This is a genomic window from Nonomuraea sp. MTCD27, assembly GCF_041950495.1.
Classification (GTDB): Bacteria; Actinomycetota; Actinomycetes; order Streptosporangiales; family Streptosporangiaceae; genus Nonomuraea.
This window is the reverse complement of record NZ_JBGNUW010000007.1, coordinates 204,272-218,394: the sequence shown is the minus strand read 5'-3', so window position 1 is coordinate 218,394 and position 14,123 is coordinate 204,272. Positions and strand designations below refer to the sequence as shown.

14 protein-coding genes are annotated in these 14,123 nt (G+C 70.8%); 4 read left to right on the top strand and 10 right to left on the bottom strand.

Annotation, left to right across the window (positions count from 1 at the left end; all coding sequences use genetic code 11):
- Positions 1-95: 95 nt before the first annotated feature.
- The 4 genes from ACBJ59_RS22475 to ACBJ59_RS22460 form a co-directional block, all read right to left on the bottom strand.
- The gene (locus ACBJ59_RS22475) at positions 96-809 is read right to left on the bottom strand and encodes an NADPH-dependent F420 reductase (RefSeq protein WP_375112426.1); all 714 of its coding nucleotides are present in this window, start codon (positions 807-809) and stop codon (positions 96-98) included.
- Positions 810-932: 123 nt separating this feature from the next.
- Positions 933-1,997, bottom strand: coding sequence for an LLM class flavin-dependent oxidoreductase (locus tag ACBJ59_RS22470; protein WP_375112178.1), 1,065 nt, complete (start codon positions 1,995-1,997; stop codon positions 933-935).
- Positions 1,998-2,141: 144 nt separating this feature from the next.
- Entirely contained in the window at positions 2,142-2,705 is a 564-nt protein-coding gene (locus ACBJ59_RS22465) for an NAD(P)H-dependent oxidoreductase (protein ID WP_364122549.1), read from the bottom strand.
- A 394-nt stretch (positions 2,706-3,099) separates the two neighbouring features.
- Entirely contained in the window at positions 3,100-3,522 is a 423-nt protein-coding gene (locus ACBJ59_RS22460; protein WP_364122547.1) for a helix-turn-helix domain-containing protein, read from the bottom strand.
- A gap of 156 nt (positions 3,523-3,678) precedes the next feature.
- Here ACBJ59_RS22460 and ACBJ59_RS22455 point away from each other — a divergent pair, with 156 nt between their 5' ends.
- Entirely contained in the window at positions 3,679-5,004 is a 1,326-nt protein-coding gene (locus ACBJ59_RS22455) for a serine/threonine-protein kinase (protein ID WP_375112177.1), read from the top strand.
- A gap of 78 nt (positions 5,005-5,082) precedes the next feature.
- Here ACBJ59_RS22455 and ACBJ59_RS22450 read toward each other — a convergent pair whose 3' ends face one another.
- The 4 genes from ACBJ59_RS22450 to ACBJ59_RS22435 form a co-directional block, all read right to left on the bottom strand.
- Positions 5,083-5,955: an aldo/keto reductase gene (locus tag ACBJ59_RS22450; RefSeq protein ID WP_375112176.1), complete on the bottom strand. Its 873-nt coding sequence runs from the start codon at positions 5,953-5,955 to the stop codon at positions 5,083-5,085.
- 365 nt (positions 5,956-6,320) lie between these two features.
- A complete protein-coding gene (locus tag ACBJ59_RS22445; RefSeq protein ID WP_375112175.1) occupies positions 6,321-6,782 on the bottom strand; it encodes a winged helix-turn-helix transcriptional regulator in 462 nt (153 codons plus the stop codon).
- A gap of 156 nt (positions 6,783-6,938) precedes the next feature.
- Positions 6,939-7,304 (bottom strand): hypothetical protein, encoded by a 366-nt coding sequence (locus ACBJ59_RS22440; RefSeq protein WP_375112174.1) that lies wholly within the window; start codon positions 7,302-7,304, stop codon positions 6,939-6,941.
- Positions 7,305-7,543: 239 nt separating this feature from the next.
- On the bottom strand, positions 7,544-7,864 hold the full coding sequence (locus ACBJ59_RS22435) for an RNHCP domain-containing protein (RefSeq protein ID WP_375112425.1): 321 nt from the start codon (positions 7,862-7,864) through the stop codon (positions 7,544-7,546).
- 498 nt (positions 7,865-8,362) lie between these two features.
- Here ACBJ59_RS22435 and ACBJ59_RS22430 point away from each other — a divergent pair, with 498 nt between their 5' ends.
- Both ACBJ59_RS22430 and ACBJ59_RS22425 read left to right on the top strand, forming a co-directional pair.
- A complete protein-coding gene (locus ACBJ59_RS22430) occupies positions 8,363-9,661 on the top strand; it encodes an alpha-glucosidase/alpha-galactosidase (RefSeq protein ID WP_375112173.1) in 1,299 nt (432 codons plus the stop codon).
- Positions 9,662-9,669: 8 nt separating this feature from the next.
- Positions 9,670-10,449: a DeoR/GlpR family DNA-binding transcription regulator gene (locus tag ACBJ59_RS22425; protein ID WP_364122528.1), complete on the top strand. Its 780-nt coding sequence runs from the start codon at positions 9,670-9,672 to the stop codon at positions 10,447-10,449.
- Positions 10,450-10,503: 54 nt separating this feature from the next.
- Here the strand turns inward: ACBJ59_RS22425 and ACBJ59_RS22420 are convergent, their stop codons facing one another.
- Together ACBJ59_RS22420 and ACBJ59_RS22415 are read right to left on the bottom strand one after the other, a co-directional pair.
- Positions 10,504-11,772: an alpha-glucosidase/alpha-galactosidase gene (locus ACBJ59_RS22420; protein ID WP_375112172.1), complete on the bottom strand. Its 1,269-nt coding sequence runs from the start codon at positions 11,770-11,772 to the stop codon at positions 10,504-10,506.
- Positions 11,769-12,707 (bottom strand): carbohydrate kinase family protein, encoded by a 939-nt coding sequence (locus ACBJ59_RS22415; RefSeq protein ID WP_375112171.1) that lies wholly within the window; start codon positions 12,705-12,707, stop codon positions 11,769-11,771. Before ACBJ59_RS22415 ends, ACBJ59_RS22420 begins: the two co-directional genes overlap by 4 nt.
- Positions 12,708-12,824: 117 nt before the next feature.
- On the opposite strand from ACBJ59_RS22415, the gene ACBJ59_RS22410 reads away from it, so the two are divergent.
- Positions 12,825-14,123 (top strand): ABC transporter substrate-binding protein, encoded by a 1,299-nt coding sequence (locus ACBJ59_RS22410; protein WP_375112170.1) that lies wholly within the window; start codon positions 12,825-12,827, stop codon positions 14,121-14,123.

Here is a 14,123-nt window from a genome sequence, read left to right as displayed (position 1 = left end):
TTGTCATGCCCGCATGCCGTGCGGGCCGGCTCGGGCTTCCCCGGGCCGTTCCGCCCGGCATCGACGCCTCTGAGGCGCCATCCTAACGCCTGAGTTTATATTTGCAACTCAGGCTTGGAGGTCAACGCTCCACCGCCCGAGGACGTTCCCCGCCGCGCGCGGAGCACCTCGCGCCCGCGCGGCGACTCGGGGAACCGGTCGAGCATGGCGCGCAGCTCGGCTGCGCCGACGTTCGCGCCGAACGGCTCCGTCCCCGGCTCCAGGCGGACGCCTTCGGCGAGCGGGCCCGCGATCACCGGGTCGAAGCCGAGCGCGTCCACGATCGCGGCGGCGACCTCCACGTCGTCCGGATCGTCCCCGGCGACGGCGATCGCGCTCCGGCCGGCGGCGCCGGCCGGACGGGCGCCCTCTTCGAGGTCGTGGTAGCCCATGTGGTTGAAGGCCTTGACGACCCGGGCGCCGACCAGGAAGTCCTGGACGATCTCGCTGGAGGACGTACGCAGGTCGGTGAGGTCGTCGCGCACCCCGTCGATCTCCCACCAGTAGTTCATCGCGTCGAGCACCAGCCTGCCCCGCAGCGCCTCGGCCGGGATGTCGCGATGCTTGCCGAGCGGCAGGGCGAGCACCACGACGTCCGCCTCGGACGCGGCCCGCGCCGCGGTCACCGCCGTCGCGCCGGGCGTGACGACCTCGACGATCAGGGAGATCCGCGCCGCCTCGCCGGAGCCCGCGATCAGGACGTGGTAGCCGGCCGCGACCGCGAGGCGGGCCAGCACGGTGCCGACCTTGCCGGCGCCGAGGATGCCGATGGTGCGGACGTCGCCGGGTTTTATGGTCGCTCCAGGTCGCTGTCGGGTGGCGTCATCGTCCTGCCCGGAGGTGAAGCCGCCTCGTCCGGGTGTCTTGTTCGGGGTGCCGTGAGGGTTCGGGCGTCAGGAGCCGGCCGTGTCGGCGGCGAGCAGCTCACGGACACGCGGGGCGACCTCGCGGCCGAGCAGCTCGATCGTGCGGGCACGGGCCTCGCGAGGAAGGTGCATGATGTCGTACTTGAGGTCGAAGCGGCTCAGGTGGAGGTCGCGGGCCATCCGGACGATCTTGCGGGCGACCGTCTCCGGCGATCCGACGAAGAGCGCGCCGTGCTCGAGCTCGGCCTCGTACCGCTGCCGGCTTGGCGCGTAGAAGCCGCGCTCGGCCGCGAGCGCCGCGACGACCGGCTGCCAGGACGACCACCAGGTCTCGACGGCCTCCTCGTCGGTGTCGGCGACGAGGCCGAGCGAGTGCTGTCCGATCGGCAGCTCGGGATGGCCGAAGCGCTCGAGCGCCTTGAGGTAGAGCGCGACGTTCCTCGCGAAGCGCAGGGGCTGTCCGCCGATGATGGCCATCATGAGGGGCAGGCCATGGCGCGCGGCGCGCACCACGGAGTCGGGGCTGCCGCCCACGCCGATCCAGGTCGGGATGCCGCCCGGGCGCATGCGGGGGTGCAGCCGCTGCCGGGTGAGGGGGGTCCTGACCGTTCCCGACCAGGTCACCTCCTCCTCCCGTTCGAGCCGGAGGAACAGGTCGAGCTTCTCCTCGAACAGCCGCTCGTAGTCGGCCAGGTCGTAGCCGAACAGCGGGAACGACTCCGTCGCGGAGGCGCGGCCGAGCACGATCTGAGCGCGGCCGTCGGACACCGCGTCGAGGGTGGAGAACTCCTGGTACAGCCGGACCGGGTCGTTGGTGCTCAGCACGGTCACGGACGTGCCGAGCCTGATACGCCGCGTGGCGGTGGCGATCGCGGCGAGGAGCACCGGGGTGGCGGAGTCGTTGTGCCCCTCCCGGTAGTGCTCGCCCACGCTGAACACGTCCAGCCCCACCGCCTCAGCGAGCCGGGCCTCCGCCACGAGCAGGCGCACGGTCTCGGCGTCGCTGAGCACGCGTCCGCCGTCCGTCGCGACCTCTCCGAACGAGTTGAGCCCCAGCTCGAAATGTGGGTGTTCGACCCTGCCGACGCTCACGGTTCCTCCTGCTCTGTGGTGTTCCAAGGTGATCGACGCCCAGCTCGGGCGTCGCGGCGGGAGGCCGGACGCACCGGATCTCCGCGGGCGGTGGTGCCGTGCCGGCCGGGGCGTGTGTGGGGAAAGGCCCCGGCCGGCACGGGTTCAGGCGGCCTGGCGGAGCGGGGCCAGGGCGCGGCTCCAGGCGACGACCTCGTCGAGCATGGTCGTGAGGGCCGCCACCTGGTGCTCACCGGCCGCGAGCTTGCTGAAGTCGCGGAAGTCGGTGAACAGCGACAGGGCCACGTTGGTGCGCACGTCGGCGAGCTTGAGCTCGCCGCCGATCAACCGCAGCTGCTCCGCCGCCCGGGCGCCGCCGACGCTCCCGTAGGACACGATGCCGAAGGCCTTGTGGTTCCACTCGGCGAACAGGTAGTCGATGGCGTTCTTCAGCACGCCCGAGGTGGAGTGGTTGTACTCCGGCGTCACCATGACGAAGCCGTCGTAGGAGCCGATCTTGGCGGCCCACGCCTTGGTGTGCTCGTTCTGGTACTGGCCGTAGGCCGGCGGCATGGGCTCGTCCAGGTGCGGGAGCGGGTAGTCCAGCAGGTCCACGAGCTCGAAGGCGGCGTCCGTGCGCCGGGAGGCGTGCTCCAGCACCCAGTGCGCCACCTGTTCGCCGTTGCGGCCGGGGCGGGTGCTGCCGAGGATGATGCCGATGCGGGTCATTGCATGGTCCTTTCAACAGGGATGTGTCGCGGTAGTCATGTGTGACATGGCAGGCGACCCGTGTTGTGGGGTCGCCAAGGAAGCCCTGGAGCAGGGCGGGGCGGGAGCATGACGCGGTGGGGTGCGCGCGATCGGGCGGCGGGGGCCGGCGTTTCCGCGGTGCGGGACCTCGCGGGCCGGTCGGAACTCTGGATCACCTGCCCGGTCGGCAGGTCATCGCCGAGCCGTCGATCGGCTCAGCGGGTGGGCGAAAACATACGATCATCTCCCGTACGTGCGCCGACGGCTGGAGCAGTGCTCGCCGCCGGCCTCAGTGACTTCCAAGTACTGACTACACGCCGGTGATCGGTAACTTCAACTGAACCGTGGTCACATCGGGTGAACCGGCCAGGGCTCAGTCGAGATCGTCGGTGTCGTGTCCGGCCGCCTTGTCGAAGGCGTGGCGGTTGGCGCGAATCGTGTCCTGGTTGTCGGCCGCCCAGCGGGCGAGCACCAGGACGGGCTCGGACAGGGTGCGTCCGAACGGGGTGACCTCGTACTCGACCCGGGGTGGGATCTCCGGATAGACCACGCGCTTGACGAGCCCGTCACGCTCCAGGCTGCGCAACGTCAGCGACAGCATGCGGCGGGAGATGCCGGGCGCCGTCCGCAGCAGCTCGGTGAAGCGCATCGGCTCCTTCTCGAGCAACCCGATGAGGATCAGGCTCCACTTGTCACCCACCCGGTCCAGCACGGACCGGAGAACATCGGGGTCGTGCTCGAGGCACGTCCTGTCCAACGAACGCAGCACCCTGTCCGCCTCAGCCTGGTGCGACATGGGCTCCCGCCTCCTCCGTCACCTGAAAGTGACCAGGTCACGTTGCTGTTACCGGTTATCGAAGAGTACATCAGTGACCAAAAGTAACTCCCGGAGGAGCCCTCCATGACCGCCCGGGACCGAGCAGCACGGCACGATCAGGAGAGGTGACACACCATGCAGGATCTTCCTGTGCCGGACCCCGAAGGCCCGGCACACGTCAGCGGCTACCACCTGGTGAGACGGCTGGGCGAAGGCGGCCAGGGCGCGGTCTTCCTCGGCGAGTCCCCCGGTGGGCGGCAGGTGGCGATCAAGATGCTGCACTCCTGCTTCGCCGCCGACTCCCACGTCAGGGAACGGTTCCGCCGGGAAGCGGAGATCGCACAGCGGCTGGCCACCTTCTCCACCGCCCGCGTGCTGGAGACCGGCTTCACCCAGGAGCGTCCGTACATCATCAGCGAATACGTTCCGGGGCCGTCGCTGGAGGCGCTGGTCAAGGAGGGCGGGCCGCGGAGCGGCAGCGGGCTGGAGCGGCTGGCGGTCACCACGCTGACCGCTCTGACCTCGATCCACGCGGCCGGGATCGTGCACCGCGACTTCAAGCCGAGCAACGTGATCATGGGCCCGGAAGGGCCAGTGGTGATCGACTTCGGGATCGCGTACGCGCTGGACGCGACCACCGGCTCGACCGAGCCGGCCGGCACGCCGGCGTACATGGCGCCGGAGCAGCTGGACGACCAGCCGCTCACTCCCGCCTCCGACATGTTCTCGTGGGCGGGCACGATCGTCTTCGCGGCCACCGGCCGACCGGCCTTCGCCGGCGGTACGGTGCCGGCGACGCTCAACGCCGTCCTGCACGCCGAGCCCGACCTTTCCGGCCTGCCCGACGAGCTGCGCCGGCTGGTTGCGGCGTGCCTGGCCAAGAATCCGGCGGCTCGTCCGGCGGCCGTGGAGGTGCTGTGCGGCCTCGTCGGCGGCGACCGCGGGCCGTCATCCGCCGTCAGCGACACCGCTCCCGCGCGCGATGTCCGGCCTGCCAGCCGTCATCGGCACCGTCAGCAGCGTCACCAGCACCGCAATTTGCACCGCCCCGAGCACCGCCCCGAGCACCGCCCTGAGCACCGCCCTGAGCACCGTGCCGCCGGCGATTCTGGGCGGGGCCGGGCGGAGGGCAGGCATGCGGCGTCGCCGGCTTCGGCGACGACGGCGCCGACCGCTCCCGCGTCCTCGAGGGCCGATCGCCGGAGGCGCGGCGTCGCGCTCGTGGCCGCCGGCGCGGCTGTGGTCGCCACGGCCGGAACGCTGCTGTTCTCATCGGTGTCCGGCAGCCCGGCGGATGCGCAGGACAGCTGGACACGCGGCTCCGCCACGCCGCCGGCCTGCGTGACCGGCGGCCCTGCCGCTCATCCGCTCCGCCGGACCCCGGCGGCCCCCGACCCTGCCTCGGCCGGCTGCGCCGAGGAGACCGGCGGCCCAGGTGACCCGGTGCCGTGGGCCCCATGAGGGCGTCGCTCGCCGAGCCCGCCGTTCCGGCCGCCCGGAACGGGAGCGGGTGCCCTCACCGGGGGTGTATCGCCGAGGTCAGCTTGGCGACGTGACGGCCGCGGTCAGCTCGGCGACGTCGTCATCGGTCACCTGCAGGCCCGCGGCGGCCACGTTCTGCTCCAGGTGATCGACCGACGAGGTGCCGGGAATGGGCAGCATGACCGGTGAGCGGTGGAGCAGCCACGCGAGCGCGAGCTGTGACGGCGTGGCCGACAGCCGGGAGGCGATGGCTTCGAGCGGTCCACCGGCCTTCGCCAGGCCGCCGGTGGCCAGCGGGAACCACGGGATGAAGGCGATGTGGTGGCGTTCGCAGTAGTCGAGCACGTTCTCGGCCGCGCGGTTGGCCAGGTTGTACAGGTTCTGCACGGAGGCGATCGGCGCGATGGCGCGAGCCTGTTCGATCTGGTCGACGCTCACCTCCGACAGGCCGATGTGCGCGATCTTCCCTTCGTCCTTCAGCGCTTTCAGCTCGCCGACCTGGTCTTCGATGGGCACGTCGGGATCGACGCGGTGCAACTGGAGCAGCGCGATCCGTTCGACTCCGAGGATGCGCAGGCTCATCTCGCACTGCTGGCGAAGGTAGGCCGGTCTGCCGACGGGTGTCCACATGTCGGGGCCCTGCCGGGTGAGCCCTGCCTTGGTGGCGATGACGATGCTCTCGTCGTACGGGGCGAGAGCGCGCCGTAGCAGCGGCTCGGCGACCAACGGGCCGTAGGAGTCGGCGGTGTCGAAGAGCGTCACACCGAGCTCCGCCGCCCGGCGCAGAACCCGCACGGCCTCGTCCTCATCGGCCGGCGGCCCCCACACGCCGGGGCCGGTCAGCTGCATGGTCCCGTAGCCGAGGCGGTTGACGGGGAGAGCATCGTCGATCATGTACTGGCCCGATGCGTCGGCCCTCACAGAAGTCATCACGGGGTTCCTTTCTCTGCTTGCCCGCCAAGGCCTGGCGTGCCGGCGATGCAGGACCGGACGCCCACCGGCCGGGCACCTCCTGCCGCATATCCACCCCGTGCCTGCCCGGTGACCCCGCGCCCTACCTCAACATCCGGCAAAGCCGCGTCCCCAAGGCCCTCCGGCGTTCAGCGCCCGGCCACCGGCAGGCCGAGGTGCCCACCGGCGGGCAGCGAGAGATCCCGCGACTGCTGCCCGAGCGCGTCGCTGGGTGACCACTGCGCCACCTTCGGGGCTCACACCTTGGCTCCGGGCCCGACGTGGACGGGCGAGGGTCACCCGGAGCGGATGACCACGGAGCCCGTGCAGTGTGAGGACCGGCCTCAGGGGCGGATGTCGAGATGCACGTCCGCGCCGGCCACCTCCTGGCCGGCGCTGTCGACGAACGCGACCCGCACCGGCTCGCCCGTGGAGCGCGCCCTGCGCAGGGCCGAGGGCCCGGCCGATCGGGCGCGGTGGACGTCGCCCCACTGCTGCAAGGCGCCCAGCACCACCTGCAAATCCGCGCCGGCCTCGGTGAGGTGGTAACTCTCTCGTTGCCTGCTGCCCGGCTCCCTGTAGGTGAGGGTGCGCAGCACCCCGGCACCGATGAGTGTCTTCAGCCGGGCGCTCAAGAGGTTGGGAGCGATGCCCAGGGCGTCCCTGATCTCGGCGAACTTGTGCCTGCCCCGGAAGATCTCGCGCAGGATCAGGAATGTCCACCGCTCTCCCAGGATCTGCAGGCTCCGTTCGATCGAGCAGGCCGGCTCGTCCGCCGGGTATGAGCCCTTCAGATGGGCGGTCACCTTGCCCCCTTCACCAGATGAATATTGTTAATGTACTCAGACATTCAGCGGGAGCACGACGCCGCCTCCACGACGACGCTGACGACTGGCACCGCATCGGGACCAGCAGGCGATCATGGCGGCCAACCGCGTCCAAGCAAGGGCAGGTGCCGCCGCTCAGCCCAGCGGTCGCCATCCCTGCCGCTCTGCTTCCGCGCGCAGAGCGTCCGGCCAGGAGGCGATGAAATCGGCGACCCCTGGATCCCACGGGCCGACGTTCTCCACGAACGACACCGCCACGAGCTCGCCGACCCGCACGTCAGAGGCATGTAGAGCCACGGAGAGAAAAGCGAGACACCGCTCGACCAGCTCCTCCCGGCCCTGCCGATGAGCCTCGAGCACGAATCGGGTGAGGTCTCCGAACAGCACGTGCTGCAGCACCTCCCCGTTGGAGTCGAGATGCTCCCGCAGCAACGGGTCGAACTCGGGTACCTGCCCGACAAGAAGATCGGCAACCCGCTCAGACGACAGTTCGGGATCCACCCCGGACATCCTCCCGCATACTCACGCGCGTTCGAGCGGCCCGCTGATGAGGAAGCCTCGTAGCTGCAGAGGCACCGTGGGGAGGAGGGCGGCCAGGAGGTGAAGTCCGTTGTCGGGGAGAGCTCCAGGACCGGGTCGATGACGATCACGTCCACGATTGCCCCGGCCGCCCGGCGCGGAGCGGTGTCCACGCGAGTGGCGCCGAGGCCGGTCACTCGCGTGGACGCCGCATCAGCCCCTCACCCGCCGCCGAGCATCAGCGCGATGATCGCGTCGATGTCGTCGCCCTGCCCGGGATCGTCGGCGACGCGATTGGGCCGGACGAAACCGCACGCCACGCAACGATGAACGATCACCAGCCCCTTGCGGCCACGGTGCTCGATCCGTTGCGGGCGCATCAGCCCGCGGCAGGCCGCCGCGCGATCGCCCGGTTCGAGGTCCACGTGCTTGGACCACAAGCACGTGGGACAGTGATTGCGGTAACTCCCGTTGCTCAACGGCACCACCACGGCGCCGCAGTTGTCACATGTGAAGCCCTGGTTCTGGGCAGCCCTGCCGATGGTCTCCGCCTCCGGGTCGAAGAAGTGATCTTCAACCGGAGCGCAGGGTTCCGTTTCGTTCTCTCCGTCTGGGCCGGGACGGGCCCGGCTCGACGGCTCCCAGGCTCGATGCGGGCGAGGGACCGGTTCACCGCCGGTTCCCCCTCGTCAGGGGTCGGCGATTAGTTCCGCCTCCTGCTTCACCGCGGCGTTCTCATCCCACGGATCCGTACCACGACCGGGTTTGCCTGATTGTCCCGGTCACTGTCGGCCGAGCCTCCTCAGCCGCCGGCGGTAGGTGTCGTCCCGCCCTCACTGGCGTCGGCGTCGTCCCCTGACCTCAGAGCCCGGCCGGGCCGGCCGCATGTTCTCGGCGCACCACCCCTCCTCACCTCGGACGCGTCTCCGCATCGCAGATCACAACATGGCCGGCGGCGGACGGGCAAGCGGCTTTCCGGCGGTCTCGCCCCGGTTCGGCGGGCGGGCCGGCCTGGGTGGCAGGCGTGCGATACTTCGTGGATGGCGCGGATCGTCTTCATCGGGGTCGGTGACGTGGAACTGACGCGCCGCGTGGTCTCCGCCCTGATGCTCGCCCCCTCGCTCCACGGCGAGCTGGAGATCGTGCTGCACGACGACGACCCGGGCCGGCTCGCGACGACCGAGACGCTCGTGCGGGCGCTGGACGGCGAGGCGGGCGCGGGCGCGAAGATCCGCAGCGTCTTCGACCGGCGGCGGGCGCTGAAGGGCGCCGACTTCGTGGTCAGCCATCTCGACGTCGGCGGGTTCGAGGCGACGCTGCGCGACTTCGAGATCCCCCATCGGTACGGCCTGCGCCAGACCATCGGCGACACCATCGGCATCGGCGGCGTCTTCCGCGGCCTGCGCACGATCCCGGTGCTGGTCGAGCTGGCCGCCCAGATGGCCGAGGAGTGCCCCGACGCCTGGCTGCTGAGCTGCAGCGATCCGATGGCGATGACCGGGTGGGCGGTCCACGAGGCCACCGGGTTCGAGCGGTTCGCCGGGCTGTGCCACTCGGTGTGCGACACGCACGCGTACCTGGCGGACCTGGTCGGGCGCGACGAGGACGAGGTGAGCTTCCTCAGCGCCGGCCTCAACCACCAGTCGTTCGTGCTGCGCTTCGAGGCCGCGGGCCGGTCGCTCTATCCCGAGCTCGACGCCGTGCTGGAGGCCGACCCGCAGCTCAGGCGGCACGTACGCGCGGAGCTCTACCGCAAGTTCGGCTACTTCCCCACGCAGTCGAGCGAGCACGCGGCCGAATACGTGCCGTGGATCATGCGGCATCCCGAGGAGACGAGCCGGCTCGGCGTGCCGGTCGAGGAATACCTGCGCCGCGTGGGCAAGAGCCTGCACCTCTACGAGGAGACGCGGCGCGCCCTGTCCGCCGGTCACCCGCTGCTCATCCGATGGCAGCACCAGGAGCCGGCCGCCGCGATGATCCTGGCGATGCTGACCGGCGAGGAGAAGGAGATCTACGTCAACGTGGCCAACCGGGGCCTGATCGGCAACCTGCCCGACGGGTGCTGCGTGGAGGTGCCGGCCGCGGTCGGCGCCGCCGGGGTGCGCCCGCGGGCGGTCGGCGACCTGCCCGTGCAGCTCGTCGCGCTCAACCGCACGTTCCTCAACGTGGTCGAGCTGACCGTGCGCGCCGTGCTCGACGGCGACCGTACGCACGTCTACCACGCGGCGATGCTCGACCCGAACACGGGGGCCACGCTGCCGCTGCCCGAGATCGAGCGGCTCTGCGACGAGCTGATCGAGGCGCACGGCGACCTGCTGCCGCCGGCGGTCCGTGCATGATGGAGTCGATGCCGACCGAGGTCCGGCGCGAGCGCATGCTGGCCATGCTGACCGAGCAGGAGTTCGTGCGGGTCGCGGAGCTGGCCGAGGCGTTCGGGGTGTCCAGCGTGACCGTCCGCGCGGACCTGGACGCGCTGGAGGAGCAGGGCAAGGTGCGGCGGGTGCGCGGCGGCGCCGTGTCGGCCGGGCCCGCGCCGCACGTCGAGCCGTCGTTCGAGCTGTCGCTGGGCACGGCGGCGGTGGAGAAGTCGCTCATCGCGAAGGTGGCCGCCGGGCTGGTCGGCTCGGGCGAGAGCGTGCTGATGGGGGCGGGGACCACGACCTCCTACGTGGCCAGGGAGCTGGTCGCGCGCTCCGACCTGACCGAGGTGACGGTGTTCACCAACGGGCTGCGCACGGCGCTGGAGCTGGAGCCGGCGCTGCCGAGGATCTCGGTGGTCGTGACCGGCGGCAGCCTGCGCCGCCAGCAGCACTCGCTGGTCGATCCGCTGGGCGGCAAGCTGCTGGAGGGCATCCGCGCCCACACCGTCATCCTGGGCTGCGGCGGGGTGGACGCGGCGGGCGGGGTGACGAACGTGAGCCTGCCGGACGCGGAGATGAAACAGCGCATGTTGCGCGCCGCGGCCAGGAAGATCCTGGTCGCGGACGCGTCCAAGCTGGGTGTGGTGGAGATGGCGCCGATCTGCGCGATCGGGGAGATCGATCTGCTGATCACGGGCGATTCGGCCGATCCCGAATGTGTCGCGGCGTTGCGGGACAAGGGGCTGGAGGTCGAGATCGCCCGCTGAGCGCGGCGGGCAGGGCGCCGGGTTCTCCCGCCGAGCGCTCCGGTGGCGATCCGGTTACGCGCGCAGGGCCTCCGGGAGGTGGTCGCCGTGGGCGCGGGTCAGGTCGTCGGCCATCCGCCAGATGTCGTCGAGCGTGAGTGAGGCGGCGGTGTTCGGGTCCATCATCAGGGCGTGCCTGACATGGCGGGGGTCGCCCTCCAGCGCGGCACGTACAGTGAGCTCATTGACGTTGACATAACTCCTGTTCAGAGCGGCACACTGCGGGGGCAGGGCGCCGATCGCCGTGGGGCGGACACCCGTGGCGTCCACCGCGCAGGGCACCTCGACCACGCAGCCGTGCGGCAGGTTCGAGATGAGCCCGTCGTTGACCACGTTGCCGTAGACGACGCGGGGCGTGCCGGTGACGATGCTGTGGATGATCTGCGGGGCGTACTCGTCGGTCCCGGCGATGTCGAGCTCGCCGCCGTGCCGTACGAGGTCGCGGGTGCGCTTGTACTCGGCCAGGTTCTCCTCGCTGACCCGCAGGTACTCCCCCACCGGGATGCGCAGCCGGTCGAGCTCGGAGTCGTGGTGCATGAGCCACGGGACGTACTCGGCCGAGTGCTCGCTGGTCTCCGTCGGGTAGTAGCCCAGCCGCCGGTACATGTCCACCCGAACCCGCCGCCGCAGCTCCGGGTCGTCCACGTCGAGGCGCGGGTACAGGTCCTCGCCGTCGCGCTCGAAGCGCAGCACCCACGCCTGGTGGTTGACGCCGGCCGCGACGTACGAGATCTCCTCGTACGGGACCTTCACCAGCTCGGCCAGCCCCCGCATCGTCCAGTAGACCGAGTGGCACAGGCCGACCACGTTCTTGACCTTGCCCGACAGGTACCAGACGTTCATCGCCATCGGGTTGGTGTAGTTGAGCAGGAGCGTGTCGGGGCACACGGCGGCGATGTCCGCGGCCAGCGCGTCGAGCAGCGGGAACGTCCGCAGCGCGCGGAACACGCCGCCGACGCCGATCGTGTCGGCGATGGTCTGCCGCAGGCCGTACCTGGCGGGGATCTCGAAGTCGGTGACGGTGGCGTCGTAGCCGCCGACCTGCACCATGTTGATCACGAAGTCGGCGCCTTCGAGCGCCTCGCGGCGGTCGAGGTGGGCGGTGACGGTGGCGGCGCCCTCGGTGATGCGGCGGGACACGGCCTCGGCCACCTGGAGGCGTTCGGGGTCGATGTCGTGCAGCGCGATGTGCATGCCGCGCAGCTCGGGGAACTTGACCAGGTCGGCGAGCAGTCCGTGGGTGAAGACGACGCTCCCCGCCCCGACGAACACGATCTTCTTCATGAGGTTGCTTCCTCCCAGGTGGGCTGCGCCGCGGTGCCCCCGGCGGCGCGGGTGGAAAGGGTGCCGCAGGCCACGGCCACGCCCATGCTCCGGCTCAGCGGCAGTCCGCGCAGGAGCGCGGCGAGCAGGCCGGCGTTGAAGCTGTCTCCGGCGCCGACGGCGTCGACCACGGTCGCGGGCCGCGCGGGCGCCTCGACCAGCTCGCCGTCGGCGAAGGCGAGCGCGCCCCGCTCCCCGCGCTTGACGACGGGCAGCGTGCCGCGGGCGGCCAGCTCGCGCACGGCCCGCTCCAGGTCGAGGCTCTCCGTGACGCCCGAGACGGCGGCGGCGATGGCCAGGGCCTCGGACTCGTTGGGGAGCAGGACGCCGGTGAGCGGGAGCACCTCGTCGAGGCCCGCCCAGCGGCCCGCCGGGTCGTCGTTGGTGTCGAGCGAGGTGGACGCGCCCGCGGCCCTGGCCAGGCCGAACAGCCCGGCGAGCCCGGCGGCCAGCAGCGGCTGCAGGAAGTACGACGAGACGTGGACGTGCGCGGCGCGCTCGATCAGCCCGGGCGGCACGTCGGTCGCGGAGAGCCGGTCGAGGCAGCCGGGGGCGGTGAGGATGGCCCGGTCGTCGCCGTCCACCAGCACCACGGTCATGGCGGTGGGCACGGCGGGATCGACGGCGCACGCGGACACGTCCACGCCGCCGCCGCGCAGGGCGTCCAGCACGAAGGCCCCCGCGGGGTCGTCCCCCACCCGCCCGACGAACGCGGTGCGCAGGCCGAGGCGGGCGGCGCCGTACGCGGTGATCGCGCCGGAGCCGCCGAGCACCAGGCCGGCGGCGGGGACGAGCTGCTCGCGCTGGCCGAACTCGGGATGGCGAGGCGAACCCGACACGATCACGTCCGGGTTGGCGTCGCCTACGACAAGAAGGTCGAAGGTCGTTCTGGACACCACGGCACAGTCCCAGGAGTTGTGAAACCTTGTCAACCCTTGCGGATTTTCGAAGGTATTGACAAGACTTCGAAAGTAACCATGATTGGCTCCAACATTCCGGGAGGAGCATCCACAGTGCGAAGAAGAACCGCGGTGGCCCTGGTCGCGGCGATCATCCTGGCGGCCTCAGGCTGCGGGGGGTCGTCCCAGGAAGGCCCCAAGACGGTGGACCCGCAGGCGAAGGTGAAGCTCACCTGGTGGACGGGCCAGACCGCCGACGCCGAGAAGATCCTTGAGGGACTGGCGGCCAAGTTCACCCAGCAGCACCCCAACGTCACCATCGAGGTCTCCTCGGGCGCGTCCACCACCGACGAGTTGCTGCAGAAGCTCTCCGCGGGCTTCGCCAGCGGCGTGTATCCCGATATTTCGTATGCTTTCGGGAGCTGGGCCTCGCAGCTCCAGGAGTCCGGCAAGGCCCTCGACCTCACGGCCAAGGTGGAGGACCCGGCCGTCAAGTGGGAGGAGTTCCCCGAGGCGGCCCGCACCACCGCGACGCCGAACGGCCAGGTCATCGGCTTCCCGGCGATCGTGGACAACCTCGCGCTGCTCTACAACAAGACGGTCTTCGACGCCAAGAAGGTGCCGTACCCGACCGACGACTGGACCTGGGACGACTTCAGGGCGGCGGCGAAGAAGCTGACGGACCCGGCGGCCAAGGTGTACGGGACGGCGTACTCGGTGAGCGCCTCCGAGGACACCACCTGGCACTTCTGGCCGCTGCTCTGGCAGCGCGGCGGCAGCGTCCTGACGCCCGACCAGAAGAAGGCCGCGTTCAACTCCCAGGCCGGCGTGGACGCGCTGGAGTTCCTGCGGGCGATGGCGGTGGACGACAAGAGCGTCTACCTCGACCAGACCGACGAGCGGTACGCGCCGCTGTTCGCGGACGGCCGGATCGGGATGATCATCTCGGGCCCGTGGACGCTGTTCGACCTGAAGGAGAAGAAGACCGACTACGGCGTGGCCTACCTGCCGGGCACGAACGGCGACCACCAGACGGTGTCGGGCCCCGACCTGTGGACGTTGTTCGACAACGGCGACGCCAACCGGGCCTACTGGTCGTACGAGCTGATCAAGTGGCTCACCTCGGCCGAGGGCGACGCCCAGTGGAACCTGGCCCAGGGCAACCTGCCGCTGCGCCACTCCGAGACGTCGATGCCCGAGTACGAGACCTACGTCAAGGAGTTCCCGGGCGTCGAGAAGCTGGTCGACAACCTGGCGAACGCCAAGCAGGCCCGGCCCACGGTCAGCGGATACGTGGAGATGTCGAGATACGTCGGTGAGGCCATCGCCAAGGCGATGCAGGGCGCGGCCACGCCCAAGGCCGCGCTGGACGAGGCGGCGACCAAGTCGGCCCAGGCCCTGGCCGGGGGGTGA

What these genes read in the sequence shown, in the direction of transcription:
- ACBJ59_RS22465 (WP_364122549.1), bottom strand. Translation starts at nt 2,705, where the DNA reads ATGACCCGCATCGGCATCATCCTCGGCAGCACCCGCCCCGGCCGCAAC.
- ACBJ59_RS22460 (WP_364122547.1), bottom strand. Translation starts at nt 3,522, where the DNA reads ATGTCGCACCAGGCTGAGGCGGACAGGGTGCTGCGTTCGTTGGACAGG.
- ACBJ59_RS22455 (WP_375112177.1), top strand. Translation starts at nt 3,679, where the DNA reads ATGCAGGATCTTCCTGTGCCGGACCCCGAAGGCCCGGCACACGTCAGC.
- ACBJ59_RS22450 (WP_375112176.1), bottom strand. Translation starts at nt 5,955, where the DNA reads ATGACTTCTGTGAGGGCCGACGCATCGGGCCAGTACATGATCGACGAT.
- ACBJ59_RS22430 (WP_375112173.1), top strand. Translation starts at nt 8,363, where the DNA reads ATGGCGCGGATCGTCTTCATCGGGGTCGGTGACGTGGAACTGACGCGC.
- ACBJ59_RS22425 (WP_364122528.1), top strand. Translation starts at nt 9,670, where the DNA reads ATGCCGACCGAGGTCCGGCGCGAGCGCATGCTGGCCATGCTGACCGAG.
- ACBJ59_RS22420 (WP_375112172.1), bottom strand. Translation starts at nt 11,772, where the DNA reads ATGAAGAAGATCGTGTTCGTCGGGGCGGGGAGCGTCGTCTTCACCCAC.